This window comes from Peteryoungia aggregata LMG 23059, from assembly GCF_030814435.1.
GTDB lineage: Bacteria > Pseudomonadota > Alphaproteobacteria > Rhizobiales > Rhizobiaceae > Allorhizobium > Allorhizobium aggregatum.
Map to the genome: position 1 here is coordinate 77,752 of NZ_JAUSUW010000015.1, position 19,253 is coordinate 97,004.

At 60.7% G+C, this 19,253-nt stretch carries 15 protein-coding genes and 1 tRNA gene; 4 read left to right on the plus strand and 12 right to left on the minus strand.

Going from position 1 to position 19,253, the window contains the following annotated elements; translation table 11 throughout:
- Positions 1-43 precede the first annotated feature (43 nt).
- From J2045_RS20340 to J2045_RS20350, 3 genes are all read right to left on the minus strand, one after another.
- Positions 44-1,318: a TRAP transporter large permease gene (locus tag J2045_RS20340; RefSeq protein WP_307376435.1), complete on the minus strand. Its 1,275-nt coding sequence runs from the start codon at positions 1,316-1,318 to the stop codon at positions 44-46.
- Positions 1,319-1,327: 9 nt separating this feature from the next.
- The gene (locus J2045_RS20345) at positions 1,328-1,885 is read right to left on the minus strand and encodes a TRAP transporter small permease (RefSeq protein ID WP_166599276.1); all 558 of its coding nucleotides are present in this window, start codon (positions 1,883-1,885) and stop codon (positions 1,328-1,330) included.
- A 77-nt stretch (positions 1,886-1,962) separates the two neighbouring features.
- Entirely contained in the window at positions 1,963-2,943 is a 981-nt protein-coding gene (locus tag J2045_RS20350) for a sialic acid TRAP transporter substrate-binding protein SiaP (RefSeq protein WP_370873182.1), read from the minus strand.
- Positions 2,944-3,308: 365 nt separating this feature from the next.
- Here J2045_RS20350 and J2045_RS20355 point away from each other — a divergent pair, with 365 nt between their 5' ends.
- Complete coding sequence (locus tag J2045_RS20355; RefSeq protein ID WP_307376444.1) at positions 3,309-5,795, plus strand: glycoside hydrolase family 3 C-terminal domain-containing protein; 2,487 nt, start codon at positions 3,309-3,311, stop codon at positions 5,793-5,795.
- Between the two features lie 103 nt (positions 5,796-5,898).
- Positions 5,899-6,654, plus strand: a complete 756-nt coding sequence (locus tag J2045_RS20360; RefSeq protein WP_307376446.1) for a metallophosphoesterase — start codon at positions 5,899-5,901, stop codon at positions 6,652-6,654.
- A gap of 49 nt (positions 6,655-6,703) precedes the next feature.
- Here J2045_RS20360 and J2045_RS20365 read toward each other — a convergent pair whose 3' ends face one another.
- From J2045_RS20365 to metG, 5 genes are all read right to left on the minus strand, one after another.
- Complete coding sequence (locus J2045_RS20365; protein WP_307376449.1) at positions 6,704-8,095, minus strand: phosphatidylserine decarboxylase family protein; 1,392 nt, start codon at positions 8,093-8,095, stop codon at positions 6,704-6,706.
- A 327-nt stretch (positions 8,096-8,422) separates the two neighbouring features.
- Positions 8,423-9,265, minus strand: a complete 843-nt coding sequence (locus J2045_RS20370; protein ID WP_307376451.1) for an NYN domain-containing protein — start codon at positions 9,263-9,265, stop codon at positions 8,423-8,425.
- 172 nt (positions 9,266-9,437) lie between these two features.
- Positions 9,438-10,256 carry an MBL fold metallo-hydrolase gene (locus J2045_RS20375; protein ID WP_307376453.1) on the minus strand — a complete coding sequence of 273 codons (819 nt, stop codon included), beginning with the start codon at positions 10,254-10,256 and terminating at the stop codon, positions 9,438-9,440.
- Between the two features lie 10 nt (positions 10,257-10,266).
- Positions 10,267-11,052 carry a TatD family hydrolase gene (locus tag J2045_RS20380; RefSeq protein WP_307376456.1) on the minus strand — a complete coding sequence of 262 codons (786 nt, stop codon included), beginning with the start codon at positions 11,050-11,052 and terminating at the stop codon, positions 10,267-10,269.
- Between the two features lie 3 nt (positions 11,053-11,055).
- Positions 11,056-12,609 carry a methionine--tRNA ligase gene (gene metG, locus J2045_RS20385; RefSeq protein ID WP_307376458.1) on the minus strand — a complete coding sequence of 518 codons (1,554 nt, stop codon included), beginning with the start codon at positions 12,607-12,609 and terminating at the stop codon, positions 11,056-11,058.
- A gap of 288 nt (positions 12,610-12,897) precedes the next feature.
- Between metG and J2045_RS20390 the strand changes: the two genes are divergently transcribed.
- A complete protein-coding gene (locus tag J2045_RS20390; protein ID WP_307376461.1) occupies positions 12,898-13,530 on the plus strand; it encodes a LysE family translocator in 633 nt (210 codons plus the stop codon).
- 28 nt (positions 13,531-13,558) lie between these two features.
- Here the strand turns inward: J2045_RS20390 and J2045_RS20395 are convergent, their stop codons facing one another.
- The 4 genes from J2045_RS20395 to J2045_RS20410 all read right to left on the minus strand — a co-directional run bounded on the left by J2045_RS20395 (position 13,559) and on the right by J2045_RS20410 (position 17,712).
- The gene (locus tag J2045_RS20395) at positions 13,559-14,584 is read right to left on the minus strand and encodes a DNA polymerase III subunit delta' (RefSeq protein ID WP_307376463.1); all 1,026 of its coding nucleotides are present in this window, start codon (positions 14,582-14,584) and stop codon (positions 13,559-13,561) included.
- A complete protein-coding gene (gene tmk / locus J2045_RS20400; RefSeq protein ID WP_307376474.1) occupies positions 14,581-15,279 on the minus strand; it encodes a dTMP kinase in 699 nt (232 codons plus the stop codon). The genes J2045_RS20395 and tmk overlap by 4 nt, the downstream gene beginning before the upstream one ends.
- A gap of 119 nt (positions 15,280-15,398) precedes the next feature.
- Complete coding sequence (locus J2045_RS20405) at positions 15,399-16,571, minus strand: D-alanyl-D-alanine carboxypeptidase family protein (protein WP_307376466.1); 1,173 nt, start codon at positions 16,569-16,571, stop codon at positions 15,399-15,401.
- Positions 16,572-16,638: 67 nt separating this feature from the next.
- Complete coding sequence (locus J2045_RS20410; RefSeq protein WP_307376468.1) at positions 16,639-17,712, minus strand: septal ring lytic transglycosylase RlpA family protein; 1,074 nt, start codon at positions 17,710-17,712, stop codon at positions 16,639-16,641.
- A gap of 306 nt (positions 17,713-18,018) precedes the next feature.
- Here J2045_RS20410 and J2045_RS20415 point away from each other — a divergent pair.
- Positions 18,019-18,108, plus strand: a tRNA-Ser gene (locus J2045_RS20415).
- Positions 18,109-19,253: the final 1,145 nt, after the last annotated feature.

The window sequence follows — 19,253 nt, forward strand, 5'->3', positions numbered from 1 at the left end:
CCGTTCAAGCTTATGTGAGCGGAGCGCGCTCACATAAGGGGGGTCAGCGATACCAGAGTGTCGGCAGGTAGAGCGTCAACCCGGGAATAGCCGAGATCAGGACAAGCACGAAAAGCAGCGGCACCAGGAAGGGGAAAGCTGCCTTGACGGTGCGCTCAATCGACAGGTTCGCCACCCGTGACAGGACGAACAGAACCATGCCGACCGGCGGCGTGATCAGGCCGATCATCAGGTTGAGCACCATCACCACCCCGAACTGCACCGGGTCGATGCCGACCGCCAGAACCGATGGCATGAAGATCGGCACCAGGATCGAAATCGCCGCAATCGTCTCCATGAAACATCCGACGATCAGGATGATAATGTTGATGATCAGCAGCAGCATGAGCGGATCGTCGGTAATGGTCAGGAGCAGGGCCGTAAACTGCGCCGTCACCTGTGTGACCGTCAGCACCCAGCCGAACAGCGATGCTGCTGCCACGATGACGAGAACGGATGCCGTCGTCTCGATCGTGTTCAGCGATATCTGGTAGAAGCGTCGGAGCGACAGGGTGCGGTAGACCACGAAGCCGAGAAACAGCGCCCAGGCGCAGGCCGCAATCGCGCCCTCTGTTGGCGTAAAGGCGCCCGTGCCCATGCCGCCGATGATGATGACAGGCGTCATCAGCGCCGGGACCGCGCGCACGAAGGAACGGCCGAGCACGCCCCAGCGAAAGCGGGCATCGCGGCCAATGGAATGGCGATGGGCATACCAGGTGACGTAGATCATCATGCACAGCGCCATCATCAGCCCGGGTATGAAACCGGCGGCGAAAAGCTGGCCGATCGAGACATTCGCCATGACGCCGAAGATGACCATGGGCAGGGACGGCGGGATGATCGGTCCGATGGTCGAGGAGGCAGCCGTGATCCCCACCGCAAATTCCACCGGATAGCCGTGGTCACGCATCGCCTTGATCTCGATCGTGCCGAGGCCGCCCGCATCGGCGACCGCCGTTCCCGACATGCCGGCGAAGATCACGGAGCCGGCGACATTGACATGGCCGAGGCCGCCTCTGAGCCAGCCCACAGCTGCGGTCGCGAAATCGTAGATCCGGTTGGTAATCCCCGCCGAATTCATCAGATTGCCCGCAAGGATAAAGAAGGGAACGGCGATCAGCGGAAAGCTGTCGACGCCCCCCACCATCCGATGCAGCACGACGAAATCCGGAAGATTGCCGATGAAATGTGTATAGGCCAGGGACGCGCCGCCGAGCGCGACAAAGACCGGCACGCTGATCAACAAAAGCACGAAGAAGACGGTGAGAAGCAGGGCCATCGGCAGACCTCAATCGAACATCTGCGACGGGTCCGACACCGGATCCCAGCCGCGCTTGGCATTGGCGATGAAGGCCTGGAGCGCCCGCCAGAGCATCAGCAGGCAACCGACGAGCACGCCGCCATAGACGACGCTCATCGAAACGTCGATCACGGTCATCCGCTGGATCATCATCCTTTGTGTGAGGTTCCAGGCGAACCAGACCAGAAGAACCACAAAGCCGAGCGTGATCAGGTCGGCCACGAACCGCAAAAGCTTGGCCTGCGTCCTTGGCAGCATGTCAACGATCAGCTCGACGGCAATGTTGGTCCGCCGCCGGAAGACGATCGCCGCGCCGAAGAAGGTCACCCAGATCAACAGATAGCGGCCGATCTCCTCGGTCCAGGCAATCGAATCATTCAGCACATAGCGGCTGAAGAACTGGAGGAAGGTGACGCCGCCCAATAGCCAGAAGAGGCAGAATGCCAGTACATCATCGACGCGAAAGACGATTGGCGGGTCTGGTTCGTCCTCGACATGCAGCATGGTGGCTGTGTTGAGAGGCTCGTCTTGCTGCTCGTGTGTCATGCGCCTCACCCTGCGTTGGCTGGCCATCGGTCAGGCTGCGGCGCTAAGCGCCACAGCCACAATCAGGAAAGGCAGCGTCAGAGCGCCTGAAGGGCGTCGTACTGTTCCTTGGACCAGCCGGCGCCGGACTCGGGATCGTTGTGCAGGGGAACCGCCGCATCGATAAACGGCTTGCGGTCGATCTCGACAACCGTCTTGCCCAGGCCGCGGAATTCATCTGCCAGTCGGCCCTCCGAGGCGCGGATCTCTCCGGTGGCGCGCGCGGCCGCTTCCTTCAGCACCTCGTCGATGATGGCCTTCTGCTCGTCTGACAACTGCGCCATCACATGGCCGCCGACAATCGTCAGCAGCGATTCCGTGATGTGGCCGGTCAGCATGATATGGCTCTGCACCTCGTAGAACTTCTTGGCCATGATCGTCGGCAGGGGGTTCTCCTGGCCGTCGACCGTGCCCTGCTGCAGGGCGAGATAGACTTCGGCAAAGGCAATCGGCGTGGCATTGGCGCCAACCGATTTGGTGAACATCAGGAACAGCGGTGCCGGCGGCACGCGCAGCTTCATGCCCTTCATGTCCTCCGGCTTGGTCACCTCGCGATTGGCGGTCAGATGCCGCTGGCCGTAATAGGTCAGCGCATGCACCTTGTGCCCGGTGGCGCCATCATAACCGGCGGCGATATCCTTGAAGAGGGGGCTGTCGCGATAGGCTTGCCAGTGGTCGAAATCCCTGAGAATGAAGGGGGCATTGGAGATCGCGATGGGCTTGTGAATGGCGCCGGCAAAGGCCACGCCGGTATAGATGATGTCGACGGTCCCGAGCCCCAGCCCTTCGTTGATCTGGTTCTCATTGCCAAGCTGCGAGGCAGGGAAGACCGAAATCGAGATCTCGCCATTGGTGCGCTTCTTGATTTCTTCGGCCGCCCAGACGGCCTGGTTATGATAAGGCTCGCTGGTCTCGTAGACATGCGCCCATTTGAGTTCCATGGCCGACTGCGCCGGCGCTGCGAAAAAGCCGGCCAAAGACAATGTGGCGAGCGCCAGCGTGGCGCCCCTGCGGGTCAGTTTCATGATCAGTCCTCCCAATGCCGGCGGTCCCGGCCGTTCCTCCGAATGATCGTCCAGTCGCGCAAGCCGGCGATGATCCGTCTGGCGCCGACGCCCCGCATGCCTCCACATGCGCCGTCTCCCTGTCCGAGGCTGAAGCGCGACCTCCATCACGCAAACCTGTCATACAAGTAAATCGAGAAATTATGATGGTCAACAGACAACTTGGGACTTGCTGAAATTGATTGGCGGAACGCAACCGGACAGCCATGGCGTGCATAATCTGCTTGTCTTTTCGTCATCTTTGTCGTTCGTTCCGGCCATAAGAAACATCCCGGGGATCACCTCATGACCATCGGGACGCGACATCAGGAGGACGCCACATGCTCGACCAATTGCTCGACCGGATGACACTCGAAGAGCAGGTGGCCCTGCTATCGGGCGCCGACTTCTGGACCACCGTCGCCGTCGAGCGTCTCGGCATCCTCAAGATCAAGGTGACCGACGGCCCGAACGGCGCACGCGGCGGCGGCTCGCTGGTCGGTGGCGTCAAATCCGCCTGCTTCCCGGCGGCCATCGGCATCGGGGCTGCCTGGAACCCAGGGCTTGTGCGCGAGATGGGCGTGGCGCTGGCCGAAGAGACCAAGACGAAGAGCGCCCGCGTCCTGCTCGCACCCACCGTCAACATCCACCGCTCCGGCCTCAACGGCCGCAATTTTGAATGCTATTCCGAAGACCCTGTTCTGACCTCGGCTCTTGCTGTCGCCTATATCGAGGGCGTCCAGTCGCAGGGGATCGCCGCCACCATCAAGCATTTCATCGGCAACGAATCCGAAATCGAGCGTCAGACCATGTCGTCGGATCTCGACGAACGCACGCTCCGCGAGATTTACCTGCCGCCCTTCGAGGCTGCGGTGAAACAGGCGGGCGTCTGGGCGATCATGTCGTCCTACAACCGCCTGAACGGCGTCTGGACCAGCGAGAACCGCTGGCTTCTGACCGAACTCCTGCGCGAGGAATGGGGCTATGACGGCATCGTCATGTCCGACTGGTTCGGCTCGCACACCACGGAAGCCTCTGTCATCGGCGGCCTCGATCTTGAAATGCCGGGTCCGACCCGCGACCGTGGCGATAAACTCATAACCGCCGTGCGTGAGGGCAGGGTGCCCGAAGAGACGGTCAAGGCCGCCGCACGGCGCATCCTTCTGCTGCTTGAGCGCGTCGGCGCCTTCGCCGACGCGTCCATGCACGAGGAGAAGGCCATCGATCGCCCCGAACACCGCGCACTCATCCGCAAGCTTGGCGCAGACGGCATGGTCCTGCTGAAGAATGACGGCATCCTGCCGCTCGACAAATCGGCCCTCGACCGGATCGCCGTCCTCGGTCCCAATGCCGCAGAACCGCGCGTCATGGGCGGCGGCAGCGCCCAGATCAACGCCCATTACAAGGTGAGCCCGCTCGAGGGGATCCGCAACGCCCTGTCAGGCACCAACCGCGTCAGCCACATCATGGGCTGCCGCAACAACCGCCTGACCCGCATGGTCGAAGGCGAGATCAGCCTTGATTTCTTCCAGGGCACCCGCTGCGAAGGCACCGTGGTCCATAGCGATCAGGCCCAGATCTCGAACTTCTTCTGGCTCGACATGCCCAAGGCCTCGCTCGATCCGCTCGATTTTTCCGTCCGCCTGAAGACGACCTATCGCCCGGAAGAAAGCGGCAACCACCTGTTTGGCCTTGCCAATGCCGGGCTTGCCCGCCTCTATGTCGATGACGTGCTTGTGGTCGACAGCTATGGGGGCTGGAAGCGCGGCGACAATTTCTTCGGCAATGGCAACACCGAGATCCGCGTCGAGCATTTCCTGGAAGCGGGGAGAAGCTACGAGATCCGTGTGGATTACCGCTCTCCGGCAGAGGTCGAGTCCGGGATCAGAATTCGCGCACTCCGCTTTGGTGTCGAGCTGCCGACATCCGACAAGGACATCCAGCTTGCGGTCGAACAGGCCAGGGCCTCTGATATCGCCGTGCTGTTCGTCGGCCGGGAAGGGGAGTGGGACACCGAAGGCCTCGACCTGCCCGATATGCGCCTGCCAGGTCGCCAGGAGGAACTGATCGAGAAGGTCGCAGCCGTCAATCCGCGCAGCATCGTGGTGCTGCAGACCGGCGGCCCTATCGAAATGCCGTGGCTCGACAAGGTCTCGGCCGTCATTCAGGCCTGGTATCCGGGCCAGGAAGCCGGCAATGCCATCGCCGACGTGCTCTTCGGTGCGGCGGAGCCCGGTGGCCGTCTGCCGCAGACTTTCCCGCAGCGTCTTACCGACAATTCCGCGATGACTGGCGACCCGAAGACCTATCCCGGCGAAAGCGGCCATGTCGTCTACACGGAGGGCCTTGCCGTCGGTTACCGCCATCACGATGCCAATGGCGCCAAGCCTCTCTTCCCCTTCGGTTACGGCCTCTCCTACACCCGGTTCGACTGGTCAGCGCCGCGCGCCTCCAGTCGTGACATGGGGTCTGCGGGCGTTGCCATCGAGGTCGATGTGACGAACATCGGCGACCGGGCAGGGGGCGAACTGGTCCAGCTCTATGTCAAGCCGAAGAGCTCGCGCCTGCCGCGTCCGGTCAAGGAACTCAAGGCCTTCGCCAAGCTGCATGTCGCCGCCGGCGAGACCGCAACAGCAAAGCTCTCGATCGCCGTCCGCGACCTTGCCTACTTTGATCCGCAGGCCCGCGCCTGGATCGCCGAGGCCGGGGACTATGACCTTGTGATTGCCGCCAATGCCGAGCATATCCGCGCCACGCTGCCGCTGACCTTGGCCAGCGAATGGCGGGAAGGGGTCTCGGCACCGCCTTTGCCCGATGTCGTCGATTGAAGCGCTGCGGCGGAGGCTTCCCGGCCTCCGCCGTCTCTTGCCGTGCCGTGAAATTCGATTAGAAGTCTAGCATGTCTTCTAAACCTTTGCGGATCCCCTGAGCATGCGCCTCTTCCTCGGATCCGATTTTCACGTCGATTACCGACAGAATCTCGACTGGCTGCGAGCGCTGTCCCGCGCCGATTTCACCGATGACATCCTGATCGTTGCCGGCGATCTCTCGGACGAACTCGACCTCGTCAAAGCCTGCTTCGACGAACTCGTGCCGCGCTATCGCAAACTGCTCTTCCTGCCCGGCAATCACGACCTGTGGACGGCGAGAAGCGGGAAGGGGTCATCCTTCGAGAAATTCGAGACGCTGAACGCGCTCTGCCACGGCTACTGCATCGAAACCCGACCGGTGGCCTTCGGCAAGACCCTGATCGTGCCACTGCTCGCCTGGTATGATTATTCCTTCGGCGAGCCAGGCCCGACCATCCGTCGCGGCTGGATGGATTTCTACAAATGCAACTGGGACGCCCTCACACCCGCCGAGGTGGCGGCCCGTTTCGACGCCATGAATGTGATCCCGGACACATCGGGCTTCGACGCCGTCTACAGCGTCTCGCATTTCGTGCCACGCATCGACCTGATGCCGGCGCGCTATCCGGAAAAGCACAAGGCGCTGTTTCCGGTGCTTGGCACAGACCGTCTGGAGCGCCGCATCCGCTCGCTCGGTTCGACCAAACATTTCTACGGTCACAGCCATCTCAACCGCAACAAGGCGATCGATGGCGTCACCTACATCAACAATGCCTTCGGTTACCCAAAGGAAACCGAAATCTCGGCCAAGACCATCCTGCATGTCGCGGATCTCTGAATTCGGCAGAAATCCGCGACAGCCAGTGAGGTTTTGACCTGGGCAGGGCTCAGGACACCGTCGCCAGTTTTGTATTCACCCGCATGTTCGTCGCGTTGATATTGGGCGTCTGGCCATAGAAGTCGAACGTCAGATTCACCCCCGGCCGGAAAACCAGGCAATGGGTCGAGCCGCCGAAATGGAACATGCCGATCTGGTCGCCTTTCTTGATCCGTTGCCCCGGCAGCACCGTGACTTCGCAGCTCGACACTTCCGCCATGCCGATCGCCACAACGCACATCAATCCGATCTTCGGATTGTCCGATTGCAGGAACATCACAGCCCGCGTTGCTACGGAAGACAGGAAGGGCTGTGACTGGTTCGGCGCACTGGAATCGGGATTGCTGCCAGCAAAGCCCTGATAGTAGTTTTCCAGATAGTAGCTGCCGGGCACGACGAAAGCCTTCACGACGGTTCCATCGACCGGGCTGTGCCAGCGATGGTAGCTCAGCGCGCTCAAAAACGCCTGATAAACCGTGCCGCCGGTAAACTGTGCAGCCAAAGGATCATTCGCCATCATGTCGGTGAGCGAATAGGGCTGGCCCTTGAGCCAGAACTCGTCCGTTGCTGCAACATCAGGCACCACCTGCAGCGGACCGGATTCGCAGGCATTGACGATGACATTGCCATCGCCGGGTGCGGATACCGGGCGCACGCCGGGCCGGAAGGTGCGGGTGAAGAAGCCGTCCCAGGACTTAAAACCGTAAGAGGGCTGGTTTGGGTCGCAGGTGAAGATATCGCTGAAGGATGCGGGCGTTGGATTGGGACCGTCACCCAAGGCCGATTGTGCAACTTTCACCATCTCGGACTGGGCGTCAGGGCCGAGCCAGGGCAGGGCGACCGTGATCGGACTGATCTGGCGGGGCGCTTCGGTCAGCACATAGGTCGAGGCGGGTGATACAAGGAACTGTGACCAGTAGACGAGGATCGCCCGGAAGCTGCTGTTCACCAGCATGTTGGAGAAGAAGTCGTAACCGGCATCCGTCGCCATTGGCCAGTTCAGCAGTGCGTTGATCGGAAAGCCGATGAGACCGGCAGCCTCATATTCCGGAGGCGGATGGTCACTCTTGTTCTGATAGGCCTCCGGTGCCGTTTGCATGATGACGTTGAGCAAGACGAGAAACTCGTCGAAATCGACCACGGAAGGCTGACCGAGCGGCGTCTCCGGTGCCTTCTCCAGCGCCTCTGCAAACATCGCATTGGCGAGCGAAAGCAGGGACGGCGTGGTCTGAACCAGCGTCCGAAGTGCGGTGATCGGCGGCGCTTCCGCCAGATTGCGCGCCTTGGCCTCCTGGCGCAGCCAGCCGATATAGCCGGCCACGATCGCCGGATCGTTCGGATGCCAGCCGCCGCCAGAACCCTGATTGAAACGAGAATGCGAATGCGACGCGAGCTGTGTCATGATGCTCTCCCTTGGCGTGACGACCGGATTCTGCGGAGATCCAGGGTTGCGCAAAGGCTAGTTCAGGCAAAGCGCAATTACATCCCTGTAAGGCTAGGGGCGCTTCATTCGCTATGAGACAGGCAGGGCGCGAAAACATGGTTGCTGCGAGTGAGCCGAACACCTGCGCCAGATCGTCCAGATGCCGTCGGGGCATTGCCCGCAGAGACATCGTGCATAACAGACACAAAGATCGCATAAGATAGATTATGGAACTAAAGCACATGCTCCGGATGCGTGTATTAGAACATAGCTCAGAATTTTCCAAACACCTGATCGAGGATGCGATTAGGCAAGCTGGACTGTCACCCACTGTTCTCCATCGTCAGCGACGTTCCATCCATGGATGGCCTGGAATGCGGACAACGCATTCTTCAACGTCGAACCCGGAGCCATTAAGCTAGACATCTTGGCCGTTTGACCGGCGCGCGCGAGTTTGAAGATAATCAACGTCTTTCCATCCCAGGCTCCTGAGAATTTTTGACCCGAAGCTTTTATGAAATGTGAGGCGCTGTGGTTCGATAGGTCCAGTTCACGGCCTGCAGCCTCGGCACTCAGAAATGCTGGACCTGAATCATCGAGCGTGAAGCAGTGGCAGTCAGTAATGAAGCTGAACGGCCTGTTACTGTCCGCCGCTCGCATCAGCTCTTTGCTCGCCTTTGGGGGGTGCCACAGCGTTACATGCAGCCCCTCATTCACCAGCGCACCTACCAAAGGAACGAAATCCGCGTCGGAGGCTAAGAGAGTTGCGCGGCTTATTGTACCGCGAAATGCGTGAGCCATCATGTCAACGGCGAGCCGCACATCCACGCCCTTCTGACGCCGGTCCTCTCCATCTCCCACGACTTTACCCAGAGCAACGTGCACCCTGTCAAGCGCCTGGATACGTTCGAACCTCTCGTGTTCAGGTTGGACACGCGTCGCGTAATCCTCCTGAGTCTCGCGATATTTCCGACCGGACACCGCATCATAATAGAAAACTTTATCGAAGGAGCCGACAAGGCCTCTTACGTATGGCTGGTAGGCGTTCTCATCGCCGAACAACTCTCGGCAGTCTGCCTTGACGATCGCTCTCAGACACCCACCATCTACAAAAAGATATTCTCGTTCCATAGATTTCGCGACAGCCATACACTGCTCCTATTACACCCCAATCCAACCAACCGGTCGTGGTTCGATTCCGCCTTTAAGCGCATGACAGATAAAAGACTTCTCGCCTTTTCGCGTTATCTTTCCGAATTCAAACGCCCGCATTATAGAAAAAACAACATCCTACTCCGCCGCATTCAGAACATGAACTAAATCAAATATCAAATTGAAATTCCATCATAAATTGATCGTAACCTGGTTCGACATGCGGCGGCGTCTCGCCCATGACGGTTTCATAGTCCAGCGGCGTATGCATATGGGTCAGAACCGCATGTTTCGGCGCCAGCCGCTCGATCCAGCCTAGTGCCTGTTCGAGCGACAGATGGCTCGGATGCGGCCGGTACTGCAAAGCGTCGATGTAAAGCAGATCGAGCCCGGAGAGCTTGGCGACGGTTTCCTCGGGAAAGTCGGAAACATCACAGCAATAGGCCACGTCACCAATGCGCAAGCCCAGCGAGATGATGTCGCCATGCTGCTGCACGAGCGGCAGAAGTTCAATCGGTCCGCCGGCACCATCAATGACGATCGGTCTGTCCATGTCCTCGACGATGACAGGTGCAACGATCGGCGGATAGCTGCTACCGACAGGCGTCTTCAGGCAGTAGCCGAAACCTTCCTCGATCCGGGCCATGGTGAACGGCTCCGCATAGATCGGAATGCGGTTTCGCTGCGTGATGAAATAGCCTCTGATATCGTCGATGCCATGCAGATGGTCGGCATGCGCATGGCTGTAGACGACGGCATCGAGATGCTCGACTTTGGCGCGGATCATCTGCTCGCGAAAATCCGGGCCGGTATCGACAACCACGGTGGTCTTGCCGCCATCGAGGCCGATCTGCTCGATCAGGAAGGATGCGCGGGTCCGCCGGTTGCGCGGATTGTTGGGGTCGCAATTGCCCCAGTCGCCGTTGATCCGGGGCACGCCGGGAGACGAGGAACAACCGAGCAGCGTGAACCGGCGCGTGACCTTCATCAAAGCTCCCTTAAGCCACCCGCGGCATTTTCGAGAAGCAGCGGAAGGCATTCTCGGTGGTGATCTCGGCCATTTCCGCGTAGCTCACGCCTTTGACCTCTGCCAGCACTTCCGCCGTGTTCACGACATAGGAAGGCTCGTTGCGTTTTCCACGCCAGCGTTTGGGCGCGAGATATGGCGCATCCGTCTCGACCAGCAAGCGGTCCATCGGCACGCTTTTCGCGATCTCGCGCAGCTCTTCCGATTTCGGGAAGGTGACGATGCCGGAGAAAGAGACGTAGCCGCCGAGCGCCACGCCGGTATCGGCAAGCGCCTGACCCGATGAGAAGCAGTGCAGGATAAAGGGGAAGGCACCCTTCCCTGTTTCCTCGGTCAAAATCGCCGCCATGTCCTCGTCGGCGCTGCGGCTGTGAATGACGAGCGGTAGACCCGTGCGCCGTGCCGCCTCGATATGGCGGATCAGCCCCGTCTTCTGGTCCTCGGGCGTCTGCGTGTCGTAGAAATAGTCGAGCCCGGCCTCGCCGATCGCCACGATCTTCTCATGGCTTTCCGCAAGTTGCACAAGCTCGTCCGCCGTGACGTCCAGCTCGTCGCCGGCATTGTTCGGATGCGTACCAACAGAGCAGAAAACGCTCGCATACCGCTCGGTGAGCGCCAGCAGCGTCGGAAGCTTGCGCACCCGCGTCGAGATCGTCACCATCTGTTTGACGCCGGCCTGATGGGCGCGCGTGACCAGTTCGTCGCGCTCGCTGTCGAAGTCGGCGAAGTCCAGATGGCAATGGGTATCGATCAGCATCGGTCAGGCCTTGCCCGCGTCCGGGGCGACGTAGCGCGGATATACCGGCGACGGCGCCGGCAGCTCCGTACCGGGCTGCAGACGACCGGCAGCGCCGAGCTTCGAGAACACCCTGTCTTCTTCGGCCACCGCGACGAGATCGAGGATCTTCGCCGACGACGCCGGCATGATCGGCTGGAACAGGATGGCAATCTGGCGCACGACCTCAGCCGTCACATAGAGCACGGTGCCCATGCGCGCCTCGTCGGTCTTCTTCAAGACCCACGGTGCCTGCGCCGCGAAATAGCGGTCAGCCTCGTTGACGATGTTGATGATGGCAGCCACCGCCTTGTGGATCTGCTGGCGCCCCATCTCCTCGCGGCATATCGCAATGGCGTCGTCTGCCACCTTGAGGATCGCCTCGTCTTCCGGCGTCAGCGGGCCGGGTGCCGGCACCCTGCCCTCGCAGTTCTTGTTGATCATCGACAGCGAGCGCGAGGCAAGATTGCCGATGCCATTGGCGAGATCGGCATTGATGCGGGTCGCGATCCCCTCTTCCGAATAGCTGCCGTCCTGGCCGAAGGAGACTTCGCGCAGGAAGAAGTAGCGCACCTGGTCGAGACCGAAATGCCCAACGAGATCAACGGGATCGACGACATTTCCGACCGACTTCGACATCTTCTCGCCCTTGTTGAGCAGGAAGCCATGGGCATAGACGCGCTTCGGCAGCGGCAGGCCTGCCGACATCAGGAAGGCCGGCCAGTAGACGGCGTGGAAGCGGATGATGTCCTTACCGATGACATGAACGTCTGCTGGCCAATACTTGGCGCGCGGACCGTTCTCATCTTCGACATAACCCGTCGCGGTGATGTAGTTGGTGAGCGCATCGACCCAGACATACATCACATGCTTGTCGTCGCCGGGCACCTTGATGCCCCAGTCGAAGGTCGTGCGCGAGATCGACAGATCCTTCAGCCCCGACTTGACGAAGGAGATCACCTCGTTGCGGCGCTCGTTCGGACCGATGAAATCCGGCTGGTCTTCGTAGAGCTTGAGCAGCTTGTCTTCATAGGCCGAGAGCTTGAAGAAGTAGCTCTCTTCTTCCACCCATTCGACAGGCGTGCCCTGGGGACCGTAACGCACGCCATCGGAGCGCAGCTCGGTCTCTTCTTCCTGGTAATAGGCCTCGTCGCGCACGGAATACCAGCCGGCGTAGCCACCCTTGTAGATGTCGCCGTTCTTCTCCATCCGGCGCCAGACTTCCTGCACCGTTTCATGATGGCGCTGTTCGGTCGTGCGGATGAAGTCGTCGTTGGACGCGTTGAGCAGCTTGCCCATCTCGCGGAATGCATTGGAGTTGCGCTCGGCCAGCGCCTCAGGCGTGATCCCTTCGGCACGCGCCGTCTGCTGCATCTTCTGCCCGTGTTCGTCCGTACCCGTCAGGAAGAACACGTCTCGACCGTCGAGCCGCTGGAACCGCGCCATGGCGTCGGTCGCGATCAGCTCATAGGCATGGCCGATATGCGGCTTGCCGTTCGGATAGGAGATGGCAGTGGTGATGTAGAAGGGATCGCTCATGGCTTCTTGTTGTCTTTTCGTCGGTTGCGATGTCACGGGCCAAACGATGGCGGCGCTGAAATGCCGGCCATGAACGGCGAAAACAAATGGGGTCGAACGCTCTTAAAGCATTCCTCGGCCTTTAGGAACATCCGTTTTGCTGCAGCGCCACGAAGATGGCTGCAGCATCATCCGGTGGGCCTCGGCTCCTGCGGGGCCGCCGCAACGAAGGACATGCCAACATTTCCCGCTTGCGATGGCTGGCGATCCTGATAGACGGGAATTCCGGCTCACTCGAAGGAAACCGATATGCCGGACATCTCCACCATCATGCTCTTTTCTGCCGCCGCCCTCGTGCTCACCGCAACGCCGGGTCCCGACATGCTGCTGATTGCCTCACGCAGCATCAGCCAGGGGCGCGCTGCGGGCTTTCTCACCTATGCGGGCATCGCGGCCGGCACCTATTGTCATGCCCTTGCCGCAGCGCTGGGCCTGTCGCAGCTGTTTCTAGCCGTACCCACCGCCTACGAAGTCGTCCGCTGGGCTGGCTGCGCATATCTGCTCTACCTCGCCTGGAAGACGCTGCGGTCTGAAGCAACACAATTTGCCCCGAGCGCTGGCCTGAAGCGCTATTCCATGCAGCGAATTCTCGGCGAAGGCCTGGCGACGAACCTTCTCAATCCGAAGATGGCGCTGTTCGTCCTCGCCCTCTTCCCGCAATTTCTCAATCCAGCTCAGGGCTCCCTCATCCTGCAGATCCTGGTTCTGGCAACGGTGCTGAACCTCATCGGCTTTGTGGTCAACGGCGCGGTGATCTTGCTGAGTGGCCATATCCGAACCCGGATCACAGGTCTGGGCCGCTTCAGAAAACTCCCCCAATACCTGCTGGCGACCGTCTTTGCCGGTCTTGCCTGCCGCCTCGCCCTTGGAACAAGAAACTGACGGCGCACGTCATCCGAAAAACTCTTGGTCAGCGCGTCACAGCCGCAAGCACGTCGAGGATTGTCTGCTTGCGGTCGAGATTATAAGCCGCCGCCACGCCGAGCTGCTGGTTGATGACCGAGGAAAGCCGCGCAAAATGCTCGGCTCCGCCGAGATCGCCCGTCATCGCCAGCCGCCGCGCCGTCTCGGAGAGATGATCGCCCAGATGTTCAACAAAGAAGCCGAAGGCCACCTCGCTGTCTTTGCCCGAGAGCGCGTCAGCAATCTTGTACATCATCTTCCGCTGGGTGGGACCTGAGGCTGCGAGCATCTGCTCGAAGGCTTCGAGGATCTCTGCGCCGCCGTAATTCACCAGTTTCAGCGCCCGCGCCACGCTGCCCTTGGCGAGCGCAAGCACCGCCTCGCGTTTGTCCGCAGGGATCGAGAGCCCCAATTGCCCGAGTGCCTGATCCATGGCCTCGGGTGCGAGTTCGTGCAGGCGAAGCGGCAGGCAGCGCGAGCGGATGGTCGGCAACAGCTTGCCAGGTGCATGAGACAGCACCAGGAACATCGCCCGCTTCGGCGGCTCCTCGAGGATCTTCAGGATCGCATTCGCCGCATTGCGGTTCAGGTCGTCCGCCGGGTCGATGATCACGATCCGCCAGTTGCCGGTCCCCGATGTCTGGCTGAAGAAGTGTCCCGCCTTGCGCACCTCGTCCACGGTGATCGCGGTCCTGACGCGGCCCGTCTTCTCGTCCACCGGTCGCGACAGATGCAGGAGATTGTGGCTGGCGCCGGAGGCAAGCTGTCGGCTGACAGGATGATCGGGGTCCGGATCGGCGATCGTTTCCGGCGCAGTCTCAGGCTCAGGATACCGCAAGACGTGATTGGCGAAACGGAACGCGAGCGTCGCCTTGCCGATGCCTTCCGGGCCCTCAATCAGGATCGCATGGTGGCCCTTACCCGAGCGATAGCTGCGCGCCAGAAACGCCTCCGCCGCTGCATGGCCGAACAGCCTGATATTACTGACCGGCGCGATTGCCCCGTCAAGAAGCCCTGCCCGTTCCACGCTCATCGCCGGGCCGCCTGATCGCCGTCCCGTACAGCACCGGCTTGTCGCGCAATCACCAGCATCACTTCGGAGAAGATGTCCCGTGCAATCCGCTCGACATCATGTGAGGCATCCACGACCCGGCATCGCTCCGGCTCACGAGCGGCAATGTCGAGAAACCCCTGCCGCCGCTTTTCATGCACGTCGAGTTTTTCCTTCTCGAACCTGTCGGGAACGGCGACTGCTGCCACGCCCCCTGCCCGCCGGCGCGCGCGCTGCAGACCGACGTCTGCGGGGAGATCCAGCATCAAGGTCAGATCCGGCATTGTCGCGCCGATCGACACACGTTCGAGGGCGGCCATCAGTACCGGCTCAAGATTGCCGGTCACGCCCTGGTAGACCCGGGACGAATCAACGAAGCGATCACACAAAACGATTTCGCCGCGCTGGAGCGCCGGACGGATCACGCAATCGAGATGGTCGGCTCGGGCCGCCGCAAACAGCAGCGCCTCCATGCGCACGCCGAAAGGCTCGGCAGCGCCCGACAGCAGCACATGGCGCAAGGCCTCGGCCCCCGACGATCCGCCAGGTTCGCGTGTCGTCACCACCGCATGCCCGCCCATACGCAAGCTCTCGGCCAGCAGGCGGATCTGGGTCGACTTGCCAGCCCCCTCGCCTCCCTCGAAAGTCACGAACAATCCGCGTCCGGTGGTCGTCAATGCCTTGCCTACTTCCCGCCAGCGGCGTTCCAGAATGTGCCCCACGGGCCTGCCTACGGCTCTAACCCAAGATGGCCCGCAGTGAAACCGCGAAGCACTGGAGCATCGCAGATTTTCCGTCAGATCCAGAAGAACAGAAGCTCGATCAGCGCGTCCCAGGCCCGTTGCCGCAGCGTCCCCACCTCGACCGCCTCGTCACTCATCAAAGGAACGCTCATCAGTGGCCGTTCACCGGCAAGAATGTTAAGCGTCGCGATCTCACGGTCCGCTGCAACCGGGGGATCGAGCGGCCAGCGGTAGACGATGCGCGCCTGCAAACGTTCGGGATTGTTGATCGGCACATAGACCTCGACCGGTCGTTCGGCCACCAACGGCACCTTGGATTGCGCGCCACCATAGACGCTCGCCTCGCCGATCACTTCACCTGCGGCAAACAGCCGACGCATTTCAAATCCGTCGAAACCCCAATTGAGCAAACGTACCGCCTCCTCGGTCCGCTCCTTATCGGTCGCAACCCCGCTCAGCCCCAGAAAGAGCCGCCGCCCGCCCCGCTCCATCGAAGCGAGAATGGCAAAGCCGCTGCCTTCCGCAAAACCGGTACCCAGCCCATCCGCCCCGAATGACAAAAGAGGATTGCGGTTGCGCTGGAGGATCTTGTTCCATTCGAACTCCGGCAGGCCGAAGGTCCGGTAGAGCTCGGGATAGGTATCGACAATGTGCTGCGAGAGCTTCACCAGATCATAAAGCGTCGACCTGTTGTCCGGATGTGGCAGGCCGGTGGCATTGCCGAAGCGACTGGCGGCAAGACCGAGTTCGGCGGCGCGGGCATTCATCCGCTCAACGAAGTCAGCTTCGGACCCTGCCATGCCCTCGGCAATGACGAGGCAGCCGTCATTCGCCGTCTGGACCGCGATACCCTTGATCAGGTCCGCCACCGGCACCTGCGACTTGACGGCTGCGAACATGGTGGATGTGCGGGAGGGCGCCCCGCCCGTGCGCCAGGCATATTCGGAGACCGGATAGACCGTATCCGATCGGATCTCGCCCTTCTTGAGCGCATCGAAGACGACTTCCAGTGTCATGAGCTTGGCGAGCGAGGCGGGGGCGAAACTCTGCCTCTCGTTCTTGGCGAGCAATACCGTGCCCGTCGAGGCCTCGATCAGATAGGCCTGGGCCGCCTTGGTGTCGATGGGTTGCGGCGGCGGAACAGCCTGCGCATGGACCACCGCGCTAGGGTGGACTGAAGGCAGCAGGACAGCCAGAAGCACGAGAAGGGCAAGGAGACGACGCATGTTCACACTTCGGCTGGGAACGCTCTTCGACACGGCGACCGGCTGTCCGGTCCGGCCGCTAGCCGGATCAGAGCCCGCTTGAGAGCCTGATGCCGCCGCTTGCGACCGAGGAGAGAATCGAGCGCTCGGTGAGACCGTCATTGCGCACGAGAATCGCCTCGAAGGCAAGCGCGCCGGTTTCAGACGGCTCTTGCGTGAAGGCCGCCGCATAGCCAGAACCATCATAGCCGTCGATGTGGTGCGGTCGGGGCATCGGGAATGGGCCGAATTCCGGAAGCGCGGCAAAGCTCTCGCTCTGGAGAACAGCGGTGCCAGTGGTGGCCTTTTCGCCTGAGCCCTGCATCAAAAGCTGCGCATCGAGTGTCTGCTGTGCGGCGCTGCCATTCGGCGTCGGGCCGGCAAGCGCGGTCTGGTAACCGGGCTCGACCATAGGCCGCATCGGCGGCACGGCCACATCGTTCGACGCCACCATCACGCCAGAGGCGATCTGCCCACCGGGATCGATGACCGGCCCGCGTTCACCCTTCCGGATGTAGGAGGCCATCAGATAGGGCATGTCGTGCCCGTCCATCCGCGCAGGACCGATATACTGGACCCGCACTTCGCCAGTACCGCTGTGCTTCATGTCGAGCATGTCGGCCGTCTTGCGCGACAGGTCGATGATGCGACCCTTGTGGAAGGGTCCGCGATCGTTGATCCGCACGATGACCGAGCTGCCGGTGTTGAGATTGGTGACGCGCGCATAACTCGGCAGCGGCAACGTCGGATGGGCGGCCGACAGGTGTTCCTTGTCGTAGAGTTCGCCATTCGCCGTCATGCGGCCATGGAAAGCATCGCCATACCACGATGCCACGCCAACCTTGTCATATTCGGGGTTTTCCTTCGGGACAAAGGTCTTGCCCTTGACCATATAGGGCTTGCCGACCATGTAGCGCCCGCCGCCTTTCGGCACGGGACCACTCGCCACCACCCGGGGGCTCGCCTTCACGCCGTAGATCGATTCGGCGAAGTACTCTTTTGACCGCTTCGGCTTGTCGGCCGTCTGCTTGGTAGTCGAACAGGAAGCCGTGAAGGCGCAGAGGAGCGCAAGGCTCAGCCACTTCACGGAATTGGCCACGAGGCCGCGCGTCGAAACCTGCATATGTCCCACTTCAGATCACGGACGCACATCATCTGCGTCCTATCTGCGAGGCCCCCATGCCCCGCATCACTTGCGCGCAATAAAGCCTGTGCAAAAATGGCCAAAATGGGAAAAGTCACAATTTGCACGATCTCGAACGAGGGATACCTGCAATCATGGTTAATCAACGGTAAGCACCAATTCCTCGCTGTGGCCAGGCGGACCCGCTGCCCAAGGTGGCAGCAGAAGCACAGCACGCACCGTGTCAGCCCCCTCCAATAATCACCCTTGCCAAGTCTCACGGCTTTGCGCATAAGGCGATCGTCCGGATGGGTGTCCGAGTGGTTTAAGGAACCGGTCTTGAAAACCGGCGTGCGGGAGACCGTACCGTGGGTTCGAATCCCACCCCATCCGCCATTATTCTTGCCAATATACTGAATCCATTGGCTTTTCCTTGAAGTCTATAGTTCTGACCCGCCATGCAGCCCGCCACGTACAACTGACGCCAAACCGACGCCGAAACCTGTGGATAACGGGGCAGACTCAGCATTGCCAAATGCGATGACATTCGATTACACCGGACTGGTATAGAAATAGAACCTTTGCGCAAGACGTGCTCGGTCCTGGAAAGGGTCCCTCATGTCTGAATTGAAGCAAACTGATCTATTCTCTCCCGCGCTCCGCTCTTCCACCGATCTTCTCGCATCTTGTTCACCTTGCGAGGAAGTGCGGACTGAGATGACGGCATCTTCGGCTGAGCCACTAGTTGGAACGCACGAAGCAAGATCTTTAACAAAACCTGCCCGCGCATTGAAGCCCGACATAAAGGGCGGAGCTGAAGACGAGCGATTCCTGTCGGTTCAGGACGTTGCGTCCCGATATGCGGTAAGTGTCGCCACCATTTGGCGCCACACCAAGGAAAACCCGGCATTCCCGAAGCCGCTGAAGATCCTCAACGGATCAACGCGATGGCGACTGAGCGAAATCTCGGCCTACGAAGCCGCTAGAGAGGGGGCGGCCCGATGACAAGATCCCGCCCTTCCACCGGAAAGCCACGCAACGCACGGCGCACGAGAAGCGCAAGGCAAAACTGGCTCTACACTGCCGATGATTTAATTCGGCATTACGGTATTTGCCGAAATACCGTCGGAAACTGGATCGCTGCCGGCCTTCGCTACATCGCAAGCGAACCGCGGCTGTTTCTTGGCGAGGATCTCAACGCGTTCCATGCCGAATGCCGTCAACGGAGACTGCGACCGCTGGGTCCCTTCGAGGTGTATTGCGTGTCGTGCAAGCTTACCCACTCTTTCCTGGAGGAACAGGTCGAAGTCGGCCCAGTTAGGCCAACGGGGAACTACAGGGTGACCCTTGTCTGCCCCACCGGTGGTAAACGAGCAAATCGGTATCTTTCATCAGCCGAACTGAGCCACTTTCAGGACGTTCGGAAACACAATCCAAGACCGGAGATGTTGATTTCCACTGAGAGCTGACCCGGCGCAGCCAGATATTTCCATTGAGAATTGACCCATGTTTCAACCGTCCCTCGCATGTTTTCAGCGGGG

Bases quoted from the DNA above. Each gene is read 5' to 3' on its own strand.
- J2045_RS20340 (WP_307376435.1), bottom strand. From the start codon at position 1,318: ATGGCCCTGCTTCTCACCGTCTTCTTCGTGCTTTTGTTGATCAGCGTG.
- J2045_RS20345 (WP_166599276.1), bottom strand. From the start codon at position 1,885: ATGACACACGAGCAGCAAGACGAGCCTCTCAACACAGCCACCATGCTG.
- J2045_RS20355 (WP_307376444.1), top strand. From the start codon at position 3,309: ATGCTCGACCAATTGCTCGACCGGATGACACTCGAAGAGCAGGTGGCC.
- J2045_RS20360 (WP_307376446.1), top strand. From the start codon at position 5,899: ATGCGCCTCTTCCTCGGATCCGATTTTCACGTCGATTACCGACAGAAT.
- J2045_RS20365 (WP_307376449.1), bottom strand. From the start codon at position 8,095: ATGACACAGCTCGCGTCGCATTCGCATTCTCGTTTCAATCAGGGTTCT.
- J2045_RS20370 (WP_307376451.1), bottom strand. From the start codon at position 9,265: ATGGCTGTCGCGAAATCTATGGAACGAGAATATCTTTTTGTAGATGGT.
- J2045_RS20375 (WP_307376453.1), bottom strand. From the start codon at position 10,256: ATGAAGGTCACGCGCCGGTTCACGCTGCTCGGTTGTTCCTCGTCTCCC.
- J2045_RS20380 (WP_307376456.1), bottom strand. From the start codon at position 11,052: ATGCTGATCGATACCCATTGCCATCTGGACTTCGCCGACTTCGACAGC.
- metG (WP_307376458.1), bottom strand. From the start codon at position 12,609: ATGAGCGATCCCTTCTACATCACCACTGCCATCTCCTATCCGAACGGC.
- J2045_RS20390 (WP_307376461.1), top strand. From the start codon at position 12,898: ATGCCGGACATCTCCACCATCATGCTCTTTTCTGCCGCCGCCCTCGTG.
- J2045_RS20395 (WP_307376463.1), bottom strand. From the start codon at position 14,584: ATGAGCGTGGAACGGGCAGGGCTTCTTGACGGGGCAATCGCGCCGGTC.
- J2045_RS20405 (WP_307376466.1), bottom strand. From the start codon at position 16,571: ATGCGTCGTCTCCTTGCCCTTCTCGTGCTTCTGGCTGTCCTGCTGCCT.
- J2045_RS20410 (WP_307376468.1), bottom strand. From the start codon at position 17,712: ATGCAGGTTTCGACGCGCGGCCTCGTGGCCAATTCCGTGAAGTGGCTG.